This is a genomic window from Paenibacillus algorifonticola (assembly GCF_000971975.1).
Classification (GTDB): Bacteria; Bacillota; Bacilli; order Paenibacillales; family Paenibacillaceae; genus Pristimantibacillus; species Pristimantibacillus algorifonticola.
In genome coordinates, this window is sequence record NZ_LAQO01000038.1 from 53,824 (window position 1) to 75,335 (window position 21,512).

A 21,512-nucleotide genomic window follows, 5' to 3' on the forward strand; every position below is an offset into this window, starting at 1 on the left:
AGCATTTTGTCCATTATGAAAGCTACCATACTTAGCGTATGATAAATTTCCGCTAGAGCCCTTCATATTCACCCTTTAAACGCTAGAGCAAACTATCTCTCTACAACTTAATTGGACGTTCTCCTCTTCAACTCGAACAAATAACAAGAAGACTCCCCATCCGACAAGAAAGAAGCATCGTTCAAACCGCAACAAATGCGGTTGAACGATGCTTCTTAAAAAACGACACAGTCATTGGCGTAGCCGACTCAAGCGAAACAAGCCTACTAGCTTTCCCCTGCCACATAATCAAACCAGTCGAACAGCGCAGGAGCAGCGCTGCGCCTGCCATTCCCCGTCGCATACAAACCGAAATAGACACCTGTAAAATCTCCCGCAACCTCCGGTGCAAGAAGACAGCATTCCCCGATCCCGATTGTCTGAGCCTCATCGTCTGGCAGCTTATAAGTGAACATATACTGATGCGGATCAGCTTCTACTCCTAGCTCCACCACCACCTCATCGGAGATTAGCTCGACGAACGCCTCTACTTTCCACAACGTACCGATCCGCCTGCGAAAAATAATCCCTTTTTGTCCCTCATCCCGCGTCACGGCGACCTCATAATGAAACCGTTCATTCATGAACACCGTTAATCCCGCCTCTTCCCTATCCTGCTGCGGTGCGAAATGCAGCGCCGTCTGCACCGAGCAATGGAAATGCTGCTGCCGCCTGCCGATAAAGGCTGGCGAATCGGCATCATCCAGCGTAATCTCCGAACCCCGAAGCGTCAGGAAGCCGGAATGCTCGGCAAGCGACCAATCCTCCTTGCGCGGGTTGCGCAGGAAATTCCACTCCAGCCCAAGCTCCGGCTGGTCGAAATGATCACGCTCCCCAGCCTCCTCCCACTTTACGTGCGGCAGCGCCCGGCCATGCATCTCCAGCGCGACCTGCCCTTTGTCGCCAATGAGCGGCCAGCCTGCTTCCGTCCAGCTAACTGGCGCAAGAAACGTCTCTCGACCCAGATGCGTCCGGAAAGGATACGGCACCGGTCTCGTTCCTAGAAACACCGCCCACCAGCTGCCGTCGTGAGCTTGCAGCAAATCGGCATGTCCGGTGGCATGAATCGGAGAAAACCTGCTGCGATGCGTCAAAATCGGGTTATAAGGACAGCTTTCATAAGGCCCCCACGGATTGTCGCTTCTCGCCACAGTCACCATATGACCATTCTCCGTTCCTCCTTCAGCGATAATCAAATAAATCTTGCCGCCGATGCGATATATATGCGGTCCCTCGGGATAGGCGCCTCCCGTTCCCTGCCAAATCGATCGGACCTCGGAAATTCGCGCCCCTGTCCGAATATCAATTTCACATTGAATAATTTCCGCTTCGGGATGCGGCCGGCAGGCGGTAAAATACACCCGCCCATCGTCATCAAAAAACAATGACGGATCATAGCCGTCCATATCGACGACAATCGGGTCCGACCACTCACCAGCCGGATCATCCGTCCATACGTAGAAATTCGCATTTAGCGACCGATTCGTTGTAGCCATATAAAAAATCCCATCATGATGCCGCAGCGTCGGTGCGAATATCCCTTCCGAGCTGTTCGCCCTCTCCAGCGGCAGCTGGCTGGGGCGCGTCAGCACATGGGCAATCTGCTTCCAATGGATCAGATCACGGCTGTGAAACAGCGGCACACCGGGAAAATATTCAAAGGAGCTTGTCGCCAAATAATAGTCCTCCCCCACCCTGCACACGCTGGGATCAGGATAAAAGCCGCTTAAGACCGGGTTCTGATAGGCCATAATTTTACTCTTCCCTTCACAAAATAATGCCTCGCCCTCGCTGTACGTACGATTGTCAGCCCTTCACCGCTCCATCGGTCACGCCCGCAATAAATTGGCGGTTAAAGAACAGGAAAATTAGAAACAACGGCAGTGTAGCCATAACCGAAGCCGCCATAACAAGCGATTTATCTTGAAAATAAGACGACGTATCCAATCGCAGCAGTGCGACCTGCACCGTCAGCATCTCATTCGATTTCATCACAATCGACGGCCATAAATAGTCATTCCACGCGCCCATAAAGGTCAGAATGCCAAGGGTCGCATAAGCAGGAGCAATCGTCGGCACAGCTATCAAGGCATACAGCTGCAGGTTTCGGCAGCCATCGATTCGCCCCGCCTCCACCAGCTCGTTCGGAACGGAAGCCTCGATATACTGCCGCATGAAAAACACCCCGAAGGCGCTCACCATGCCCGGCACTATCACCGCTCGATAATCATTCAGCCATTGAAGCTTCGTAATAATCAAATATTGCGGGATAATGCCGAGCTGCGCCGGAATCATCAGTGTCCCGAGTACAAACAGCAGCATAAAACCTTTTCCCGTAAAATTCAGCCGGGCAAAAGCGAAGCCGGCCAGCGAGCTGAGCAGCAGCATCGATACCGTGATGCTGATCGCAATAATGGCCGTATTTCCCATCGTCCGCAGAAAATCGACATTTTCATTATTGAAAATCTTATCGAAATTTTCGGCCAGACGACTGCCATAAAACACCTTCGGTGGTATCGCCGAAATTTCGCCAGCTGTACGGGTAGAAATGACGCTCATCCAATAAAAAGGGAAAACTGAGAAGCCGACAAACAGCAGCAGCAACACATAAACGATGGAACGTCCCGTCTTATTTCGCATAGCTGCCTCCTACCTCCTTAGCTTTCCGACAAGCAGCGAATTGAATAAAGCGAACAACAAAATAATGACGAGCAGCAAATTGGCAATCGCCGAAGAATAGCCGAAGGCGTGGTCGGTGAATGCCGTTTTATATAAATACATGACAACAGTAAGCACCTGATTGTTCGTACCGCCATTCACAGCCGCGACGGCTCCCGACAAATCGGACATGAAGGTGAACGGCTCTGTAAACAGCTGCAGCCCCCCGGTCGTAGCAATCAGCGTAGAGAACATAATCGTTGGCGTCAGCAATGGAATCGTAATGCGGAAAAACTGCTGCCCCTTGCTTGCCCCATCAATCGTAGCAGCTTCGTATAAATCACCTGGAATGCTTTGCAGGCCTGCTAGCTGAATGACCATGTGGAAGCCGAGATAGCGCCAAAACACAAGCGCAGCGACAGCAAGCTGCGTAGCCCATGAATCCCCCGCCCAATCAATTCGATCCAAGCCCAGCAGCGTAAGCAAATAGTTGAACAAGCCGTATTTCACGCCAAACACATTAGCGAAAATCAAGCTCACCGCAACGAGCGAGGTGATATTCGGCAAAAAAATAAAAAAGCGGAACACGCCTTTTCCTTTAATAAACGCCTGATTAAGCAGCACCGCCAGCAAGATCGCAAACAAAATTTGAAAGGGCACCGATTCAAACCAAATTAAAAAAGTGTTGCCAATCGATTTCCAAAACAAGGGGTCATCCGTTAACAGCAGCCGATAATTCCGCAGTCCGACAAACGTCCGGTCCCCGAGCATATCCCATTTGAACAAGGAAATATAAATGGTATACAGCATCGGATAGAAGCCAAATACCATGAAGATCGCAAAAAACGGCAGCGTGTACAAATAGCCGGAAATATGGTCGCTCATTCGCTGATTAAAGCGGCGGGCGGCTTGCCCGGTCCTCATCTTCCTCTCCACTTTCCAGCCTCCCTCCTGGCAGCCTTACGCCATTTCACCCTTGAAAAATAGAGGCAGAGCGCAGCCAGAAGGCTGCTCCCTATCCTCTTAGCTCTGCCACTTAATCCTGCAAGCGTCTCTCCCCTTAGCGAGCAAGCGTTGATTTCACCTTGCTGACCAGTTCCGTCCACGTTCGCTCGGGATCAGCACCCTTCTCCACATTCGGGAGCTGCTGCCCAATTTCATTCGTAATGGCGGACCAATTATTAATCGAGTCCATTAGCGTCACCTGCTCCGCTGCTTTCGGATAAATCTCGCCTACCGGTGCGCCATTGAAAAAATTATCCTTTTTCGAGGTGAACCCTTCATCCTTGTATACACCCGGCGTCGAAGGAAAATTGCCATTGGATTCATAGACTGAAAGCTGCTGCTCCGGCGCCAAAATCCATTTAATAAACGCATAAGCTTCCTTCGCGTGCTTGCTTTGCTTAGGAATGAGCAGGAAGGAGCCGCCCCAGTTCGCCGAGCCGCCTGGCATCATCGCAATATCCCATTTCCCTTTGGCATTCGGAGCATTTTGCTTCACGAGGCCGAGCATCCACGGAGGGGCAAACATCGTCGCGAAATCCCCCGTGTCCAGTCCGACCTTCCAGTCATTCGAAAAATCCGGCTGCTGTGCGGTCAGACCAACCTGAGCGAGCTTCGCTGAGAAATCCCAGGCCTCTTTAACCGCCGGATTCGTATCCATCGTCAAATTGCCGTCCTTGTCAAAAAAGGTAAACTCTCCGCCCTGCTGGATTTTAGGCAGAAAGGCGCCGAAGAAGGCGTCGGTCGTAAGCGGCTTGCCCGTCTTCTCCTTAATCGTCTCGCCCAGTTTGAAATAGTCATCCCAGGTGGCTGCAAGCTTGGATACCTCTTCGCGGTCAGTCGGCAGCCCCGCCTGCTCGAACAGCTGGGTGCGATACATCATCGCCATAGGGCCAGAATCGGTCGGTATGCCAAAAATAAAGCTGCCATCCGCGCTTGTGCCCTGCTTCCAGCGGGAATCGAGATAATCCTTTTGCAGCGCATCCGCTCCAAAATCTTTCAAATTGTAGAAATAATCCTCTTTCTTAAACTGCGGAATATCATCAACCGTCAAAATAACGATATCCGGCGCTCCGCTGCCTGCGGAAAGCGCGGTTAACAGATTTTGCTTATGGTTGGCTTCGTCAATTTGCACATCCAGCGTAATGTTTTTATTTTCTTCCTGATACTGTTTAATCAGTCCATCAAGTCCGGGACCGTTCGTATTCCAGTAAGTAAGCTTGACTGGCGTGTTAGCGTTTTCTGAAGTGTCACTTGAAGATGGGTCATTCGAGGAGCTGCAAGCAGCCAAGGAACCAGCCAATAATCCGGCGGCCAGCAGCATAATAAAAGGTCGCTTCATTCTCATCTTTATATCCCCCTGCATCATAATGTAAGCCTTTACAAGTCAGTTATACCACTTGCAGGCAAGGCCCGAGAATGTGGGGGATATACGATTTTTTGAACTATTCTACAATCGGGGCATTTTTTCAGGTCGAACTCGACCGGATGCGATAGTCATATGGACTGACCCCTTCCAGCGATTTAAACAATCGGCTGAAATAAGCTTGATCGGAGTAGCCGGTGTTATGGCAAATTTGATAAATTTTCAAATTTGTTTCGCGCAACAGCGTCTTTGCCCGCTCCATCCGAATTTGCGTCAAATGCCGGGTGAAGGATAGGCCCGTCTCAGATGTGAATAGGGCGCTCAAGTAATTGGGTGTTACATCAAGCCGATTTGCCAACATGCTGAGGGAAAACTCGCGATTGGCATATTCATATTGGATATAAGACATCGCATTTCGAATAATGCGATGAACAAATTCATTCATCGTCCGATTGATCGTGGAATCGGGCAGGCCGTCTTGAAACGTTCTCATGCTCTGCTCATACATCGCACGCATCGACGCCAAATCCGCCGTTACGCCACCGAGTCCAGCTGCCATTGGCACAGCCAGCTTTTGCTCCAGGCCTCGCCGCGCTTCCTCCATAAGCTGCTCCAGGTGCGGAACTGATATTTCGGTGGAAAATAACACCGCCGTCATGCGCGAGGCTTCCATAATAATGACGCTCGTTCCGTGAGGAGCCAAGACGTCCTCCAGCAAGCTTTTCGCCCAGAAGCGGTCGGGCTTCGTCCAAAATTCACGATCCGAGCATGTCAAAGTGAACAGACCCACCCACCGATGCGGGGGAAAAAGAGAATGATCCAGCGGCAGCTCTGGCAGCTGCTGCTCATAAAATAAATCCTGCACGCGCGATTCCAGCACATTTTGCTCGCGCAATTTAATTATTTCCAGGGATGGGCCGCGGCCTTCATCCTTTGAAGCAGCCGCAGGCTCAAGGCTGTCATTTCCCTCCAGCCTATGCTCGATCAGCACAATGAGCAATTGCAGCACATAAGTGCGCAGCTTCATCCGTTCCAGTTGGCTCATCGCCGCAGAGTGGCGCGAAGCTTCCATTAATTGATTGAGAATCGGCCTCAGCCGCTCCGTCATGTGAGAATCTGCCGCATAGAACAGCTGTGGGGGGTGAAAAATGGAATAGGCAAGCGATCGGTCATCAATGTCCAGATGAAGACAAAAGTAGGTCACCCCCTCCAACGCATTCGTCTCGCTGGCATGTGTGTAACTGGGAGGAATAATGACAAGATCGCCAGGCGACTGCTCATAAGGAACGTCATTAATGATCATTTTTTGGAAGCCGTCAACGACCAAATTAATTTCCAGCAAAGGGTGCTCATGCTCCGGGTAAAACCAGCCTTGCCCCGCGCTGCGCCAGTGCGTGCCATGAAGCTGAAAGCTGAATTGGAAATCCGGCAGTGCAAACTCCTCCAGACAGTTGTCCCTCCCGCCACCGGGAATAAACAGTAATGACATACGCCGTCCCTCCTAGCCATTGGAATAGTCATTTCATTGTGTCACACGCCTTTAAAAAATAAAAGCGGCCGCATCATAGCAGCCGCTTCCCTATTATTTCCCCAAAAATCCGCCTTCGGATTTAATCACCTGGCCCGTAATCCACTGCGCGTCGTCGCTGGCTAGAAAACGGATCGTTTTCGCTGCATCCTCTGGCAGGCCAATTCTCCCCATTGGGAATAGTGGCAGAAGGTGGGCTTTCAGCTCATCATCCATCCAGCCCGAATCGGTCGGCCCCGGATCGAAGCCATTGACCGTTATTTGCAGCGGAGCAAGCCCCACGGCAAGCGGCTCGATGAGGGCGATTAAAGCGCCTTTCGTAGCCGTATAAGCAAGGTTATTCGCATCCGGCCCTTTGGAAACCATAAATATAATTCTTCCGTTCGTTCCTGCTGGATGATTGTGCTCAAAGCGCTTCGCGAACTCGGTGCTGAGCAGCATCGTTGTTCGGTTATTCACTACATAATGCTGCTCCAGCAGAGCCAGATTCAGCGTTCGAAAATTAGTCGGCACACAATAAGCCGCATTATTAATTAATATCGAGGGGCTGCCGAGCGTCCGCTCCACCTCATCCATAATGAGAGATGGCATTTCCGAATTGGAAAAATCAGCCTCCATCTGACTTGCCCTTACGCCTAAACGTTCCAATTCGCCGCACAATTGCTCCGGCCAAGCTTGCTCTAGGCCATTGCCCTCCATCTCATCAAACGCTTGCCAATGCGTAAAAAAGATATCGATTCCGCTGCCCGCGAGCGCGCGGCAGATCGCTGTTCCAATGCCCGTGGAGCGGCTTGCGCCCGTCACGATAGCGATTTTATTTTTCATAGAAGTTTTCATAGAAGTCATGTGTAATTCCCCCATTCCTTATTGGAGGATAAGAAGACGATGGGCATTCACCCGAGATGCTGATCTTCCCCATAACGAACAACGACTGCCTATAGGCAGCCGCTGACAGGGGTATATGATAGCCCCAGCCCTGCTTATCCTGTAAGGTTTGCGAAAGGAACGCCAAATACAATAGTAAGATAAAGCCTCTTACTAAATCGGCATTCTATTCTGCTGATAACCTCTACAGGAACATCCACATGGCTGGTTCAAGTCTCCTTTTCGTGCATCTCTACTTGGGAGCATAACATGAGGAGGAGTTTTTGGCAATTATAGAAAATACGGAAATTTCGTCCTTAATTCACCTGCTCAAGCTGCACGCAGCTAAGCCATGCTAAGTCACTTTCTCCATTCGTCTCGCATGCAGCCAAGCTTTGATATTGCTATACAAGCTGTGCGGGTAATCATAATGATAAACTTGCGCTGTCTCGAAAGACAGACGGCTGAATAATTCAAAGGAAACATTTAAAGCTTTCCAGCTAGCTATCTGATCAAAACCTCCGAACGATTGTTTTAAGTCCGCTATAACCGCATCATCTGCCCAGTCTGCAATAAATTTGCCTGCATGCCAGGTGTCATAGTTTTGTCCATGAATCGCCTTGGCATGCCACTCCATCATTTGCAGCAGCAGTTGCTTGCAATCGTGATCCCTTTCACCCGCGACCCACAATTCGCCGCGCAAAATCTGCTTCGCCACATACAGGCAGGCAAACCCATATTGCTGAACGGCTTGCAGGAAGGCAACTGCCGTAATCGGTGGCGGCAGGTCAGGGACAGCTTCCTTGGGAATCAATTTGTCGCCGCTGCCCGTCTTGTCCAGCAGCAGCTTCACCCCGCGCTTAAAGCCTTGCGGCACTTGTCCGCTAGCAGCCAAACGCTCTAGTTCAGCGATAGGACAAAACAAGAAATCCACCTGCAGTCCCTCGTTGAAAAGCACTAATTTCTCAGGATCCCCTCCTGCCGTCCGGTACATGAAGCTCGTCCATACTTCCCCAATGTCTAGCAGCCAATCATTATTTTGAAAATAGTAGTCCGGATTGGTCGAATAAATGACAATATCCAGATCGGAAAATTCATCGAACGGCTTTTCCGTTCTTGCCCGTGAGCCCATGACATACATCGCCTGTATTTCTTCGTTTTCACCAGCCCAGCTTACAATTCGCTGCTCCAGCATTTCGTATAAATCCGCCATTTCCGATCCGCCTTTACTTATGGAGTATTAAAGATCCTTTTTCAAATAATAATGCTGATGGCCACCGGCGTTGTCTATCGTTCCATACACCTCATAGCCATGCTTCTTGTAAAAATCCAGCGCTTGGAAGCTTAACGTATCCAGCTTAATAAAATCGCATTTTTTCTCTTTGGCAAGCCTTTCCGCTTCTTCCAGGAGCTTCGACCCGTATCCGAGCTTGCGCAGCTCCTCATCTACATACAAAATGTGCACCTCCAGCCAGTTCCAGCACACTTCGCCCAGAAGCCCGCCATACACGACGCCATCGTCCTTTTTTAAAATCAGATTAATCTCTTGGTATCTGTCGCTTAATTCTTTCGGAAAGTGCTTCCTATTAAAGGCGATTAGCTTATTTAGCACAGCTTTCTTATCGGCTGAATTTGATTCATTGATGATTTGAAGCTCCATGATTCTCCCCCTCTACTTTCTCCTAGATAATTCCTATCCCATTCTTGTATTATCAACCGCAACCAGAGAAAAAGCTATATCCAAATCAATCATATCTTACAGAGGAAGCTTACCTTTTACCCATTCATACCGGATGAGCAAAATGAATAACAGCCTAGCCCAAGCATCAGTATGCTTGGGCTAGGCTGCTTAAAAAGTGAGCGTTATACTTTATTTTCCAGGCTGCTGCCTGTCGTAATTGCTGCTTCCTGAAAATTTTCCACCGAAGCGGTTTTCCCATAAAAACGGGGCGTATGTGCCGTCAGGCCTTCACGCGTGTAAAATGGATCGTTCTCAGCAAGCGGAAAGACAACCTTCTCTCCTGTGCTTGCCGACTTGTAAATGCCCGTAATGAACTCCAGCGTGCTGCGTCCGCTGATGCCATCAACGAGAACGGGGGCCCCCGTCTCGATTGCGGTGAGCACATTATCAATCTGGCCCTCATGGCCAATATACTTCACTTCCGGCAGGCTGTCATACAACTCCTGAAGCTGCTGCTCCAGCCCCTCATTCGGGGTCGGGAAGCCATTCGGGCTCGAGAGCGACGCTTTTATTTTCCACGGCGCGGATACGCGGGCTTGCTTGCCTTGAAAAATCAGCTGCTGCTCCTCTCCATGATGCACGACTGAGCTGGTCACAATGCCGAGCGCCCCTTGCGGGAAGCGCAGCATCGCCATCGACAGGTCCTCGACTTCCGCATTATCATGCGATGTATTTGTCATAAATGCTTGCAACTCGCTCGGCTGCCCCATCATCCACAGCAGCGCATCAATATGGTGCACCGCATGGTTCAGCGTACAGCCGCCGCCTTCTTTCTCCCAAGTGCCTCGCCACCACAAATCGTAATAACAATGCCCCCGCCACCAGAAGGAATCAACCTGGGCATGGACGATAGGCCCCATCAGACCGCTATCTACCACCGATTTCAGCTTCATCATCGGCGTTTTAAAGCGATTTTGCGCAACAATGGAAAGGATTTTCCCGCTGCGGCGGGCCGCTTCATTCATTTGGTCGCATTCCTGCAAAGAAGAGGCCATCGGCTTCTCCACGAGTACATGCTTGCCATCGTTCAGAAGATCGACCGCAATAGGCGCATGGGTATACGGCGGCGTACATACCGATACCAAATCGATATCCTCTCCCAGCAGCTCCTTGTAATCAGCTACAATTTTCACGCCTTCTAATTGAAACTGCTGTAGCCTTGCCTGAGCCTTATCCATGTACGCATCACAAATCGCTACAACCTTGCAGCGGCTGCCAAACGTCCTGTACGCTTCCAAATGAGCAGAGCTGATGGCCCCTGCCCCAATAATCGCTACTTTCAGCATAAAACGAACTCCCCCGTCCGCTAATGAGTTGATGTTTTCCTCTTTATTTTAAAGGAAAATCCACATCATTTATGATTGGGAATTGTGATAAAATACAACTATATTGCGGTTTTTAAAGTGTTTGCAGTTATATGCGAGATAAGGGAGGCAGGACAGCCGTGCACAAAATGGAAGAGCAGTTTTCATTCCACTATCGCATATCATCCGATAGCAGCTTCTGGGAAGTGTTTCACGCCCATCCCCAAATGGAATTTTCCTATGTCCATGCCGGACATGGGGATCTTATCGTCGAAGGCAAGCGCTACCGGGTTGAGCCGAATACTTTAATGGTTTTCCATCCCTTTCAGCTTCACCGGGTACAGATGGATATATCGGCGGAGCAGCCGTTCATTCGCACCGTGCTCATGTTTGAACCTTCGCCGCTCAAAAAATACTGGAGCGCCTTCCCGCTGCTGAAAGCCTTTTTCGAGGAATTGCTGCTTCGATCGAGCGGCGAGCCCTGGTACGGTATTGCTGAGACGTCGCCGCTTGCGCTGCTGTTGAAGCAATTTAAGGAAACGCGGGAGCAGCTCGCTGCTGATGAACAAGCGGAAGAGGAGGAGGACCATTTTCTGCTGTTGGAGTTGCTACGGCAATTAAAAGCAATTCGCCAAAAGCCCGGCAGCCAGTCCACCTTGCGAACAAGAAGGCCGAGCCACCGGGCAGAGGAAATGATGGAGTGGATTGAGCAGCACTATCAGGAGCCGTTTCGGCTGGAGCAAATGGCCGAAGCGCTTCATCTGTCCCGCTATCATGTCGTCCATTTGTTCAAGCAGGCTACGGGCTCGACCATTATGGACTATACCAAAGCGACGCGCGTCCGTCATGCCTGCCTCTATTTAATCGAAACGACGCTGACCGTACCTGAAATCGCTACCCGTGTCGGCATGGGCAATCCCTCTTATTTCTGCAAGGTATTTCGTCAGCAGATGGGACATACGCCGCATCAATATCGGCTGCATATTCAGCGTAGAAAATAAGGCCGCTATATCCGCTTAGAAAGCGGCCTGACTCTACCCATGCTAAGCTTTTTTGCATTTCCATTTTCTTTTTCGGCGAGGGCTCGCTTTCACCCCAATTTCGATCGCGGTTATGGAGGCAAGTTTAATATAAGTAACAACACCCTTCACGTTAAGAATGGCGCAGCCATCGGAAAATCCCATAAACACGCCGACATGGGAGGTACCGTCAAAATGAATGCGAATATTAGGAGTACCTACACCAATACGCATAAGAATATTCCGAATGCAGCTGTTGCTGTCCTCCCTTTTACTGCCTCCGCTTTTGTTGCGGTAGCTTCGATCGCCTGTGCTATTATTCTCATAGCTTTTATTAACGTGGTTTTTATTTCCATAGCTTGTATTTCCATAGCTTATAATGCTGGAGCTATTGTTTCTATAACTTTTGCTGCCATAGCTGCGACTGACGGAAATCTTATTGCCACAGCCCCGGATGCTGCTTCCTCCTTTTCTCGACAAAAATACCATCTCCTTAGTCATAGAGTTGATATTATTGTATGGAGATTAATAGATTATGGTGTGTGCCTTTTATGCTATTTTCACCTTTACTAACCATAGCTTCCCTGCTCCGATTGCCAGAGCTAAAACAAGCATAATGACCGGACTTACAAGCTCGCCCATTCCTTGGCCTGCTGCTAAATGCGTAACGACTGCGCCCAGCATAAGTATGATCACTAGTCCGACAGCGGGCAGCGTCATTTTAGGCTTCCAAAAACCGATCCATAATGCTTTCAAGCATGGCTGTAGAACGCGATTTTGAATCGATTACCGTGAAGGATATTACTGAAATCGCAACTATGAACAGGGCGACCTTTTATGCTCACTACGAGGATAAATATATGCTTTTAGAGGTGTTATTTCTGGAGTTTTTTGATCAGACGTTAGTTCGAAAAAGCTCGATGAAAGCTCCTTCAGCGCAGAAACGCTGGAAAATCTGATTATGGCGGTATGCGACTATTTCAAATTAGTAAAGCGTGGCTGCAAGAAGATAACACCTTCCGTCATGTCCCTTATGGAAGAGAAAATTATTTCGAGGCTGGGTGCCTTTATTAAGCAAACTGTTGCACGTTCGGAGGGAATAAGCGGTGGCAAGCCAGGGGGAGCTGGAGCTGGCAATAACGCTCGTAAGCTGGTCCATCTATGGCGTTGCCCACAAATGGAGCCATCATCAGGAAACCCCGCAGGAAGAACTGGCGGCAGCGGCAGCCAAGCTGATCCGGAGCGGAACGGGCGCACTGCTGCTGCCTGCTTAAAATGTCGAGAAGACTCGAACCTAGTGCCCATTTATCTGCCCACGATATAGCGGAAATTTTCGATGCAGCGATCGGCAATGTCGCAGGCTATTCGCACAACCGTGCGGTTTATAGTAAAATGGGAGCATGCTCTACGATATGATGAAGAGGTGCCTGAATGTCCATTAGTTTCACTACATCGATTATAAGCCGGCTCAAAAGAGAAATTGCTGCTCTAGAAGCCCAAAGCGTATTGGAAAAGAATAAATCCATAAAAGCGCAGGCGAAGCTGAAGCAGTTGCAAAAGGATAGCAAAAAAAGCAGCTTGCCCAGCGATTTAAGCAGCAAACTGACCCGTATTAATAAATTGAATGAAGAAATCGCTGAAAGCGCCAAAAAACAAGCCGAGCTCTCCCGACAGCTGGTTTACAAAAAGTCTGAGTTAAAAAAGCACTCCTCGTAAACCTGCACACTATAAGCGGCTAACGAATGCAAATATGCCGCAATCGGCAAAAGGTTGGATTTTCCTTTATTGAGGAGACCCAACCTTATTTATTTTTCCCTTGCAACGCCGGAATCCCTCTGCTCTTCTCCCAGCTTGCTAGATCAGACCCCATTATTCCTTGCCATGTATCCCATACAGTCTGCGGTAAGCTGTCGGCGTCATGCCCTCATGCTGCATAAAACGCTTATTGAAATAGCTGACGCTCGGATAGCCAGCCTCTTCGGCAATTTGCCCAATGTTGTCGTCCTTCCGCTCCAACAGCCATTGCTTGGCCGCTTGCAGACGGCAGCGCGTAATAAAATCCATCGGCGTCATCCTCGTCGCCGCTCGAAACAGCTTGCAGAAATAATAAGGCGTCACTCCGACCCTCTCCGCCCATTCATCCAAAATAAACGGCTTCACCGCCTCCTGCTGCATCAGCGGAAGCAGCTCCATGATTCGGTCGGCGGACGTTTCCGCCTTGCCCTGATTCAGCGCCACTGCCTGCTCGACGAATATCGTAAGCAAGGCATAAGTAAGCATAGAGAGATGTGCCGGATGCAGCATGCGATGCGTCTCCGCCTCGCGCAGCAGCTCCTCATGAGCCTTCTCCCAAGCTGCGGGCTGACGCAGTCTCCATAAAGGGCTTTTATGCAAGCCCTGTTCAAGCAAATAATCGCGGAGTCCGCTGCCGCCATAAAAGTGAAACCAGCGGATGTCCCACGGCTCATCCTTGCTGCTGTAATAACGCTGCTTTTGCAGTGGAAAATAAAGCACCGCTTCCCCCGCGCGCAGCTCATGAACGACACCGTCCAATTCGACAAATCCTCTGCCCGCAGCAACAAAATGAATATTAAAATTGTTCAAAGCGCCCGCTTCCCGATATACGCTATGCTCGGGCTGCTCGTTGTAATTTCCAATCGATTCCGGAAAGCAAAAGTAAGGCATTTTCGGAAGGGTAAGCAAATGGCTTTGACGATGCAAATTCAACACCTCAATGACAATATTGTTTTAATAGGATGCAAAATATTATCATTTTAATTTTAATTCACATCCTCTATAATCGCAATATCATCATAAATCAACATACAAAGCGAGGTTGAATCATGAGCAAAAAGTTAAAATGGGGCATTGTAGGCTGTGCTGGAATTGCGAAACGCGCTGTTATTCCGGGGCTGCATTTATCTGAACTAAATGAAGTAGCAGCCATCGCCAGCCGCGACGGAGACAAGGCAAAGCAAACCGCCGAACAACTCCAAATTTCGACTGCATACGACAGCTACGAAGCCCTTTTGGCGGACAGCTCCATCGACGTCATTTATATACCGCTTCCTAACCATTTGCATAAGGAATGGGCGATCAAGGCTGCTGCTGCGGGCAAGCATATTTTATGCGAAAAACCGCTTGCCCTTACGGCACACGAAGCAGCAGAAATGGCTGAAGCCGCTGATCAAGCTGGCGTCCTGCTCTCCGAGGCCTTTATGTATCGCTATCATCCCCGTTACGAAACGATCAAAGACTTAATTGCAAACGGTGCAATCGGTGAAGTACGCGGCATACGCAGTGCATTTACGTTCAATAATGCAGGCGATACAGCAAACGTTCGCTATCGCAAAGCTTGGGGCGGCGGCTCCCTCTATGACGTAGGCTGCTACCCGATTAATGCAGCCCGCCTATTGCTCGGCAAGGAACCCGAAGCGGTAACGGTGAACGCCCAATTTTCACCCGAGCATGACGACGTGGATATGATGGCATCCGGATTGATTGAATTCGAGGGCAATGTATCGCTCACCTTCGATTGCGGCATGTGGTCCGCTTTCCGTAATCCGCTTGAGGTGCTAGGCAGTGACGGAATCATTGAGGTTCCTTCTGCTTTTGTTACGCCTACTCCAGAAAGCGGCACGATATTCGTCACGTCTGGCGGCGAGCGCAAGGAAGTGGAAGTCCCTTATGTCAATGCCTATACCGAGCAAGCCGATCATATAGCACGAGCCATTACAGAAGGTAAAGCTCTAACCTTCGGTGCTGCGGATGCCATCCGCAATATGAAAGTTATTGATGCCTGCCTGCTGTCTGCGCGCGAGCATCAAAGAGTTATTTTATAAATAAGATAATCAAGCACATTAGCCTATTGAGGAGGCCTCGACAACAATGGAATATTTAAAGGTGCAAGGCTTGGACAAACCGGTATCCCGGTTAATGAAAGGCTCCGATTATTTTATCCATGAACGCTACGATAAAGCTGCGGCAAATTTGGATGCTTTTTTCGCCATCGGCGGCAATTCTATTGATTCGGCTCATATTTACTGCGGCGGGCAAAGTGAGGAAGTCATCGGCCGTTATTTGAAGGAAAGAGGCAATCGCGAGCAGTGGGTTATTTTGACCAAAGGCGCGCACCATGATCAGAATGGCCCACGTGTAAGCAGCGAAGCCATTCGCAGCGATTTAAACAAAAGCATCGAGCGTTTGCAAACCGACTACATTGATATGTATGCGCTGCACCGCGATGATCCAGCCGTTCCCGCTGGTGAGGTCATTGAAATTTTGAACGAGCATATCTCCTCAGGCGCCGTCCGGACGATTGGCGTGTCCAACTGGTCATGGCAGCGTATTAAGGAAGCCAATGATTATGCAGCAGCCAAAGGCTTGGTCGGCTTTTCCTTCAACAGCCCCAACTTCAGCCTGGCAAAAGCAAACGAACCGTTCTGGGCAGGCTGCGTTTCCGCCGATGAGGAGACATCCGCATGGCATGAAGTAACGCAAATGCCGTTATTTTCATGGTCGTCCCAAGCCAGAGGCTTCTTCACGGAACGCTTCACACCCGAGGATCGGTCGAATGCCGATCTGGTCCGTGTTTTCTATAGCGACGGCAACTGGGAGCGACTCGAGCGTGCCAAGCAGCTTGCAGCTCGCAAAGGAGTAACCGCTATTCAAATTGCACTTGCTTACGTGCTGAATCAGCCATTTCCAACCTGCGCCTTAATCGGTGCACAATCGCTGGAGGAGCTGCGATCCTGCGATGAAGGCTCGCTCATTACATTGACGGCGGAAGAGCGGAATTGGCTGGATCTGACCTCGGATCGTGGCTAATACGGAAAGACAATTACTCTAATAAATGTTAGGGTCGTGTCGATAAAGTTTTATTTAGAAGAACCCTGACCTTGATCAAAAATATTGTTTAGCCGCCAACTTATTGGCGGCTTTTTGGCGTGCTTTTCGCAGGAAAAATATTATTGATAGCGCTGTTTTAAGGCAAAGGAAATCGACACCTTTTTGTCGAATATTGTCTGTTATATTATCTACTACTATTTTCAGATAACTGAGGGATTGGGGGGGCTTTAGCAGCAGATTGTATGAGAGATTTTGAACCGTAAGCTTATAGAAATAATATGAAGTCGTGCACCGTTGTAAACCATTTTATTAAGAGCACCTACATCTGAGGGAGTGATCCATATTATACGCTCGGTTAAACATCTCAAGAGGGCCTTTGTTATTTTATTAAGCTTGACGATCGTTCTTTCTAGCAGTTTGTCTATGAATCCATTTATAGACGTCGCTGCTGCTGCTATCACCCCCACAACTGTCACGTTTTCCACCAATGAAGCAACTGCGTGGAACGACGGTATTGCCGAGGACGGCGAGGGAGGATCTTCCAACATCGCAGGTATTAATATGCAGTTTTACAATATCAGCGATACCGCTGGTACGATTATCACAGAAAAACTGGTACATGGAGATACACAAGCCGGTGATTCCTTTGATGCTTTGACTAGTTATGCTGCTAATATAACTGGCGGTTGGAAAGGCATGGGCATACAATCGTCTGATGGAACCACGTTTCGCTTGAAAGGTTTCTTTTACTCTAATTTTGGGGTGTCCACTTCCATTACCGTAAAAGGCTATCGCAATGATATTGAGGTAGGAAGTACTTCATTTAATACAGATGAATTAGTAAATGATTACAGTTCAAAAACCGAGATACTGGGAACGGCTTTTTACAATGTAGACAAGGTGCTTCTATATTCAGCAGCTTCAAGCTGGCATGGAATTAATAATATTCAAATCGAGGAACCAATCATCACTAATGCGGCTGCGCCGACTATTGGCACGCAGCCAACGGATAAAACCGTGAACGTCGGCGGCAGTGCGAACCTGAGTGTTGCAGCTAGCGGGGGCGCGACACTGAGCTACCAATGGTATAGCAATTCGACGAATAGCAATGTGGGCGGGTCGCTTATCGGCGGCGCAACTGGTGCTTCGTATGCAGCGCCAACCTCTAGTGCGGGCACGACTTACTACTATGTTGTCGTAACCAATACAGACAGCAGCGCTACGGGGAACCAGACTGCTACGGCTACCAGTAATGCAGCTGAGGTTACCGTGAATGCTCTCACTCATGCGGCTACGCCGACTATTGGCACGCAGCCAACAGATAAAACCGTGAACGTAGGCGGTAATGCTAGCCTGAGTGTCGCGGCTAGCGGTAGCGCGACGCTGAGCTACCAATGGTACAGTAATTCGACGAATAGCAATGTGGGCGGTACGCTTATCGGCGGCGCGACTAGCGCTTCGTATGCAGCACCTACCTCTAGTGCGGGTACGACTTACTACTATGTTGTCGTAACCAATACAGACAGCAGCGCTACGGGGAACCAGACTGCTACCGCTACTAGCAATGCAGCGACTGTAAACGTGAATGCGTTAACCAACGCTTCCATTCCGACTATTAATACTCAGCCAACAGATAAAACCTTGAACGTAGGCGGTAGTGCAAACCTGAGTGTCGCGGCTAGCGGGGGCGTATCGCTGAGCTATCAGTGGTATAGCAATTCTACGAATAGCAACGTTGGTGGAACGCTTATCGGCAGCGCGACTAGCGCTTCGTATGCAGCACCTACCTCCAGTGCCGGCACGACTTACTACTATGTTGTTGTAACCAATACGGACAGCAGTGCTACAGGGAACCAGACTGCTACGACTACTAGCAATGCGGCAACTGTAACCGTGAATGCGTTGACCAACGCGTCTACACCTTCTATCAATACACAGCCAACGGATAAAACTGTGAATGTGGGCGACAGCGCGAACCTAAGTGTTGCGGCTAGCGGTGGTGCGACGCTGAGCTACCAGTGGTTCAGCAATTCTACGAATAGCAACGTAGGTGGGGCGCTTATCGGCGGCGCAACTAGCGCTTCGTATTCGGCGCCAACTTCCAGTGCAGGTACGATTTACTACTATGTTGTCGTAACCAATACAGACAACAGTGCAACGGGCAATCAAACCGCTACAGCTACAAGCAATGTAGCTACTGTAACCGTGAATGCGTTGACCAACGCTTCTACACCTTCTATTGATACAGAACCAACAGATAGAACCGTGAACGTCGGCGATAGTGCAAACCTCAGTGTCGCAGCTAGCGGCGATTCGACGCTGAGCTACCAATGGTATAGCAATTCAACTAACAGCACAGTGGGCGGTACGCTTATCGGCGGCGCAACTAGCGCTACGTATGCAGCTCCAACTTCCAGTGCGGGTACAACTTACTACTACGTTGTTGTAACCAATACAGACAGCAGTGCTACAGGAATGCAGACTGCTACCGCTACTAGTAATGTAGCAACCGTAACCGTGAATGCATTGACTAACGCTTCTACACCTTCTATCGATACAGAACCAACAGATAGAACCGTGAACGTCGACGACAGTGCTGGCTTGAGTGTTGCGGCTAGCGGTGGTGCGACGCTCAGCTATCAGTGGTATAGCAATTCTACGAATAGCAACGTTGGTGGAACGCTTATCGGCAGCGCGACTAGCGCTTCGTATGCAGCACCTACCTTTAGTGCAGGCACGATTTACTACTATGTTGTCGTAACCAATACGGACAGCAGTGCTACTGGAAACCAAACCGCTACGGCTACTAGTAATGCGGTTACTGTAACCGTGAATGCGTTGACCAATGCATCTACTCCGACTATCGATACACAGCCAACGGATAAGACAGTGAATGTGGGCGACAGCGCGAACCTAAGTGTTGCGGCTAGCGGGGGCGCGACGCTGAGTTACCAATGGTACAGTAATTCAACTAACAGCAACGTTGGCGGGACGCTTATCGGCAGCGCAACTAGCGCTTCGTATTCAGCACCTACCTCCAGTGCAGGCACAACCTACTACTATGTTGTCATCACTAACACAGACAGCAGTGCAACAGGCAATCAAACCGCTACAGCTACAAGCAATGCAGCAGGCGTAACGGTTAATGCACTAAACGCACCTGATCAACCGCAAAACCTTGTTGCCCTTGGCGGTAATCAACAAGTCGCCTTGAATTGGAGCTCTTCAGCAGGAGCGAGCTATTACAACGTTTATATAGCGGATGCTTCCGGGCAGTACAGTAATACACCTGTCGCAACAGGGACAGGCACTAGCACGATTGTGCAAAGTCTAAGCAACGGCACAGCTTATTACTTCATTGTAAAAGCAGGCGGTGCAGGAGGCTTGAGCCTCGATTCCAATGAAGCCAGCACCACTCCTGCTACCGTTGCCACGGCTCCAACGAACATTACTGCAGTAGCCGGAGATCAACAGGCAACTGTTTCCTTCAATTCCCCAGCAGACAACGGCGGAAGCTTAGTAACGGGGTATCAAATAACCGTTTCTCCAGGAAATGCAACGGTTACTGGAACAGCAAGCCCGATCACCATTACAGGCTTAACAAATGGTACGAGCTACACCTTTACGGTCAAGGCCATTAATGCTGCAGGCGAGAGTGTGGATTCCGTTGTCTCTAATGCCGTCACGCCAATTGCGGCAACCAACAACAGTGGTGGAGGTGGATCTTCTTCGCCAGCTGTCCAGCCGACAGCGTCGACGGCTACCCGTACCGGTGTTGAAGTGTGGATTAATGGCAAGGTTGAAAATATCGGTACTTCTATCACTAGCAGCATTAATAACCGTTCCACAACTACCATTATGGTGGATCAAAAGATGCTGGAGCAAAAGCTCGCGGAGGAAGGCCAGTTTGCCGTCATCACGATTCCGGTAAGCAGCCAATCTGATGTCATCATTGGTGAAATAAATGGGCAAATGCTTAAAACGATGGAAGATTACCAAGCCATTCTTGAAATCAGAACAGATCATGCAGCCTACAGAATTCCCGCTCTGCAAATCAATAGCAGCGTTATTTCCGCCCAGCTCGGCAATGCAAGATCTTTGCAGGATATTAAAATTCAAATTACAATATCCACGCCAACAGCTGATGTGAAAAATTTTGTGAATAATGCATTAGCTAAAGAAGGCCTCACGCTTGTCGTTCCTGCCATTGAGTTTACTGTCAAAGGTATATACGGCAATAAAACCTTTGAAATCACGAAATTCAACCGTTATGTACAGCGCTCGATTGCCATTCCAACTGGCATAGACCCAAGCAAGATTACAACCGGAATTGTCGTTGAACCGGATGGAACTGTACGTCATGTTCCAACAAAGGTCGTCAAGGAGGATGGAGCCTATTTTGCACAAATAAATAGCTTAACCAACAGTACGTATGCGATTGTCTGGCATCCCTTTGAGTTTAGCGATGTCGCTTCGCATTGGTCGAAAAATGCAGTCAACGATATGGGCTCCCGAATGATTATTGAGGGCGATACACAAGGTCTCTTTAATCCCAATCGCGATATTACACGCGCAGAGTTTGCGGCTGTAATTGTCCGTGGACTAGGCTTGCGACTGGAAGACGGTGCGGCTTCCTTTTCAGATGTATCCGCCTCGGACTGGTATAGCTCCGCTATTCATACCGCTCATGCCTATGATCTAATCAATGGGTTTGAAGATGGTACGTTCCGTCCAAACGATAAAATAACACGGGAGCAAGCAATGCTCATTGTCGCCAAGGCGATGACGCTTACGAATTTGAAAACCCAACTAGCCAATGAGGCGGCAAAACAAACTCTGCTTCCTTATAAAGATGCAGTGGATGCTGCTGATTGGGCGAAAAATGGCATTGCCGACAGCGTGCTGGCTGGCATTGTATCCGGACGAACCAGCACCGAGCTGGCTCCTAAAGCCTTTATCACTAGAGCAGAGGTTGCTGCCATCATGCAAAGACTGCTGCAAAAATCAGTCCTGATTCAATAATCAAAGTGAGATCAACCGCAATGGGGCTGCCCTTCAAGTCATCCAAGATGGCTGAACTGCACCCCGTCAAGTAGACAGTATAAAAAATAAAGATTAGTTAAGCGGCCTTGGTCCTGAATTT

19 protein-coding genes are annotated in these 21,512 nt (G+C 49.3%); 8 read left to right on the forward strand and 11 right to left on the reverse strand.

Features of this window, described 5'->3' with window-relative positions; genetic code table 11:
- Window positions 1-266 precede the first annotated feature (266 nt).
- From WH37_RS28170 to WH37_RS28210, 9 genes are all read right to left on the reverse strand, one after another.
- On the reverse strand, window positions 267-1,790 hold the full coding sequence (locus WH37_RS28170) for a glycoside hydrolase family 43 protein (RefSeq protein ID WP_046233988.1): 1,524 nt from the start codon (window positions 1,788-1,790) through the stop codon (window positions 267-269).
- A gap of 55 nt (window positions 1,791-1,845) precedes the next feature.
- Window positions 1,846-2,679, reverse strand: a complete 834-nt coding sequence (locus tag WH37_RS28175) for a carbohydrate ABC transporter permease (protein ID WP_046233989.1) — start codon at window positions 2,677-2,679, stop codon at window positions 1,846-1,848.
- 9 nt (window positions 2,680-2,688) lie between these two features.
- Window positions 2,689-3,633, reverse strand: coding sequence for a carbohydrate ABC transporter permease (locus WH37_RS28180; RefSeq protein ID WP_231594402.1), 945 nt, complete (start codon window positions 3,631-3,633; stop codon window positions 2,689-2,691).
- A 124-nt stretch (window positions 3,634-3,757) separates the two neighbouring features.
- Window positions 3,758-5,047, reverse strand: coding sequence for an ABC transporter substrate-binding protein (locus tag WH37_RS28185; protein WP_046233991.1), 1,290 nt, complete (start codon window positions 5,045-5,047; stop codon window positions 3,758-3,760).
- Between the two features lie 121 nt (window positions 5,048-5,168).
- The gene (locus WH37_RS34010; protein WP_052737269.1) at window positions 5,169-6,554 is read right to left on the reverse strand and encodes an AraC family transcriptional regulator; all 1,386 of its coding nucleotides are present in this window, start codon (window positions 6,552-6,554) and stop codon (window positions 5,169-5,171) included.
- A 93-nt stretch (window positions 6,555-6,647) separates the two neighbouring features.
- Window positions 6,648-7,439, reverse strand: a complete 792-nt coding sequence (locus tag WH37_RS28195) for an SDR family oxidoreductase (protein ID WP_414812485.1) — start codon at window positions 7,437-7,439, stop codon at window positions 6,648-6,650.
- A gap of 373 nt (window positions 7,440-7,812) precedes the next feature.
- Entirely contained in the window at window positions 7,813-8,670 is an 858-nt protein-coding gene (locus tag WH37_RS28200; RefSeq protein WP_046233992.1) for an aminoglycoside 6-adenylyltransferase, read from the reverse strand.
- A gap of 27 nt (window positions 8,671-8,697) precedes the next feature.
- The gene (locus WH37_RS28205) at window positions 8,698-9,117 is read right to left on the reverse strand and encodes a GNAT family N-acetyltransferase (RefSeq protein ID WP_046233993.1); all 420 of its coding nucleotides are present in this window, start codon (window positions 9,115-9,117) and stop codon (window positions 8,698-8,700) included.
- Window positions 9,118-9,320: 203 nt separating this feature from the next.
- Entirely contained in the window at window positions 9,321-10,484 is a 1,164-nt protein-coding gene (locus WH37_RS28210) for a Gfo/Idh/MocA family protein (RefSeq protein WP_046233994.1), read from the reverse strand.
- A 167-nt stretch (window positions 10,485-10,651) separates the two neighbouring features.
- Between WH37_RS28210 and WH37_RS28215 the strand changes: the two genes are divergently transcribed.
- Complete coding sequence (locus WH37_RS28215) at window positions 10,652-11,503, forward strand: AraC family transcriptional regulator (protein ID WP_046234010.1); 852 nt, start codon at window positions 10,652-10,654, stop codon at window positions 11,501-11,503.
- 213 nt (window positions 11,504-11,716) lie between these two features.
- Complete coding sequence (locus tag WH37_RS35815; protein WP_143088691.1) at window positions 11,717-12,094, forward strand: hypothetical protein; 378 nt, start codon at window positions 11,717-11,719, stop codon at window positions 12,092-12,094.
- On the opposite strand, the gene WH37_RS35820 is transcribed toward WH37_RS35815, so the two are convergent.
- Entirely contained in the window at window positions 12,071-12,241 is a 171-nt protein-coding gene (locus WH37_RS35820) for a hypothetical protein (RefSeq protein ID WP_156182404.1), read from the reverse strand. The genes WH37_RS35815 and WH37_RS35820 overlap by 24 nt on opposite strands.
- 38 nt (window positions 12,242-12,279) lie before the next feature.
- On the opposite strand from WH37_RS35820, the gene WH37_RS37545 reads away from it, so the two are divergent.
- From WH37_RS37545 to WH37_RS28230, 3 genes are all read left to right on the forward strand, one after another.
- On the forward strand, window positions 12,280-12,480 hold the full coding sequence (locus WH37_RS37545) for a TetR family transcriptional regulator (protein WP_197091400.1): 201 nt from the start codon (window positions 12,280-12,282) through the stop codon (window positions 12,478-12,480).
- A 147-nt stretch (window positions 12,481-12,627) separates the two neighbouring features.
- A complete protein-coding gene (locus WH37_RS35825) occupies window positions 12,628-12,795 on the forward strand; it encodes a hypothetical protein (protein WP_156182407.1) in 168 nt (55 codons plus the stop codon).
- A 232-nt stretch (window positions 12,796-13,027) separates the two neighbouring features.
- Window positions 13,028-13,237: a hypothetical protein gene (locus WH37_RS28230; RefSeq protein ID WP_143088689.1), complete on the forward strand. Its 210-nt coding sequence runs from the start codon at window positions 13,028-13,030 to the stop codon at window positions 13,235-13,237.
- 153 nt (window positions 13,238-13,390) lie between these two features.
- On the opposite strand, the gene WH37_RS28235 is transcribed toward WH37_RS28230, so the two are convergent.
- Window positions 13,391-14,242 carry an AraC family transcriptional regulator gene (locus WH37_RS28235; protein WP_046233998.1) on the reverse strand — a complete coding sequence of 284 codons (852 nt, stop codon included), beginning with the start codon at window positions 14,240-14,242 and terminating at the stop codon, window positions 13,391-13,393.
- Between the two features lie 122 nt (window positions 14,243-14,364).
- Here WH37_RS28235 and WH37_RS28240 point away from each other — a divergent pair, with 122 nt between their 5' ends.
- The 3 genes from WH37_RS28240 (at window position 14,365) to WH37_RS36725 (ending at window position 21,391) form a co-directional block, all read left to right on the forward strand.
- Complete coding sequence (locus tag WH37_RS28240; protein WP_046233999.1) at window positions 14,365-15,363, forward strand: Gfo/Idh/MocA family protein; 999 nt, start codon at window positions 14,365-14,367, stop codon at window positions 15,361-15,363.
- 46 nt (window positions 15,364-15,409) lie between these two features.
- Entirely contained in the window at window positions 15,410-16,348 is a 939-nt protein-coding gene (locus WH37_RS28245; protein ID WP_046234000.1) for an aldo/keto reductase, read from the forward strand.
- Between the two features lie 444 nt (window positions 16,349-16,792).
- Window positions 16,793-21,391 (forward strand): S-layer homology domain-containing protein, encoded by a 4,599-nt coding sequence (locus tag WH37_RS36725; RefSeq protein WP_231594406.1) that lies wholly within the window; start codon window positions 16,793-16,795, stop codon window positions 21,389-21,391.
- Window positions 21,392-21,512 lie beyond the last annotated feature (121 nt).

What these genes read in the sequence shown, in the direction of transcription:
- WH37_RS34010 (WP_052737269.1), bottom strand. Translation starts at nt 6,554, where the DNA reads ATGTCATTACTGTTTATTCCCGGTGGCGGGAGGGACAACTGTCTGGAG.
- WH37_RS28175 (WP_046233989.1), bottom strand. Translation starts at nt 2,679, where the DNA reads ATGCGAAATAAGACGGGACGTTCCATCGTTTATGTGTTGCTGCTGCTG.
- WH37_RS28215 (WP_046234010.1), top strand. Translation starts at nt 10,652, where the DNA reads ATGGAAGAGCAGTTTTCATTCCACTATCGCATATCATCCGATAGCAGC.
- WH37_RS37545 (WP_197091400.1), top strand. Translation starts at nt 12,280, where the DNA reads ATGGCTGTAGAACGCGATTTTGAATCGATTACCGTGAAGGATATTACT.
- WH37_RS28200 (WP_046233992.1), bottom strand. Translation starts at nt 8,670, where the DNA reads ATGGCGGATTTATACGAAATGCTGGAGCAGCGAATTGTAAGCTGGGCT.
- WH37_RS28205 (WP_046233993.1), bottom strand. Translation starts at nt 9,117, where the DNA reads ATGGAGCTTCAAATCATCAATGAATCAAATTCAGCCGATAAGAAAGCT.
- WH37_RS35820 (WP_156182404.1), bottom strand. Translation starts at nt 12,241, where the DNA reads ATGACGCTGCCCGCTGTCGGACTAGTGATCATACTTATGCTGGGCGCA.
- WH37_RS28185 (WP_046233991.1), bottom strand. Translation starts at nt 5,047, where the DNA reads ATGAGAATGAAGCGACCTTTTATTATGCTGCTGGCCGCCGGATTATTG.
- WH37_RS28210 (WP_046233994.1), bottom strand. Translation starts at nt 10,484, where the DNA reads ATGCTGAAAGTAGCGATTATTGGGGCAGGGGCCATCAGCTCTGCTCAT.
- WH37_RS28170 (WP_046233988.1), bottom strand. Translation starts at nt 1,790, where the DNA reads ATGGCCTATCAGAACCCGGTCTTAAGCGGCTTTTATCCTGATCCCAGC.
- WH37_RS28240 (WP_046233999.1), top strand. Translation starts at nt 14,365, where the DNA reads ATGAGCAAAAAGTTAAAATGGGGCATTGTAGGCTGTGCTGGAATTGCG.
- WH37_RS28245 (WP_046234000.1), top strand. Translation starts at nt 15,410, where the DNA reads ATGGAATATTTAAAGGTGCAAGGCTTGGACAAACCGGTATCCCGGTTA.
- WH37_RS36725 (WP_231594406.1), top strand. Translation starts at nt 16,793, where the DNA reads ATGAATCCATTTATAGACGTCGCTGCTGCTGCTATCACCCCCACAACT.
- WH37_RS35815 (WP_143088691.1), top strand. Translation starts at nt 11,717, where the DNA reads ATGAATGCGAATATTAGGAGTACCTACACCAATACGCATAAGAATATT.
- WH37_RS28195 (WP_414812485.1), bottom strand. Translation starts at nt 7,439, where the DNA reads ATGACTTCTATGAAAACTTCTATGAAAAATAAAATCGCTATCGTGACG.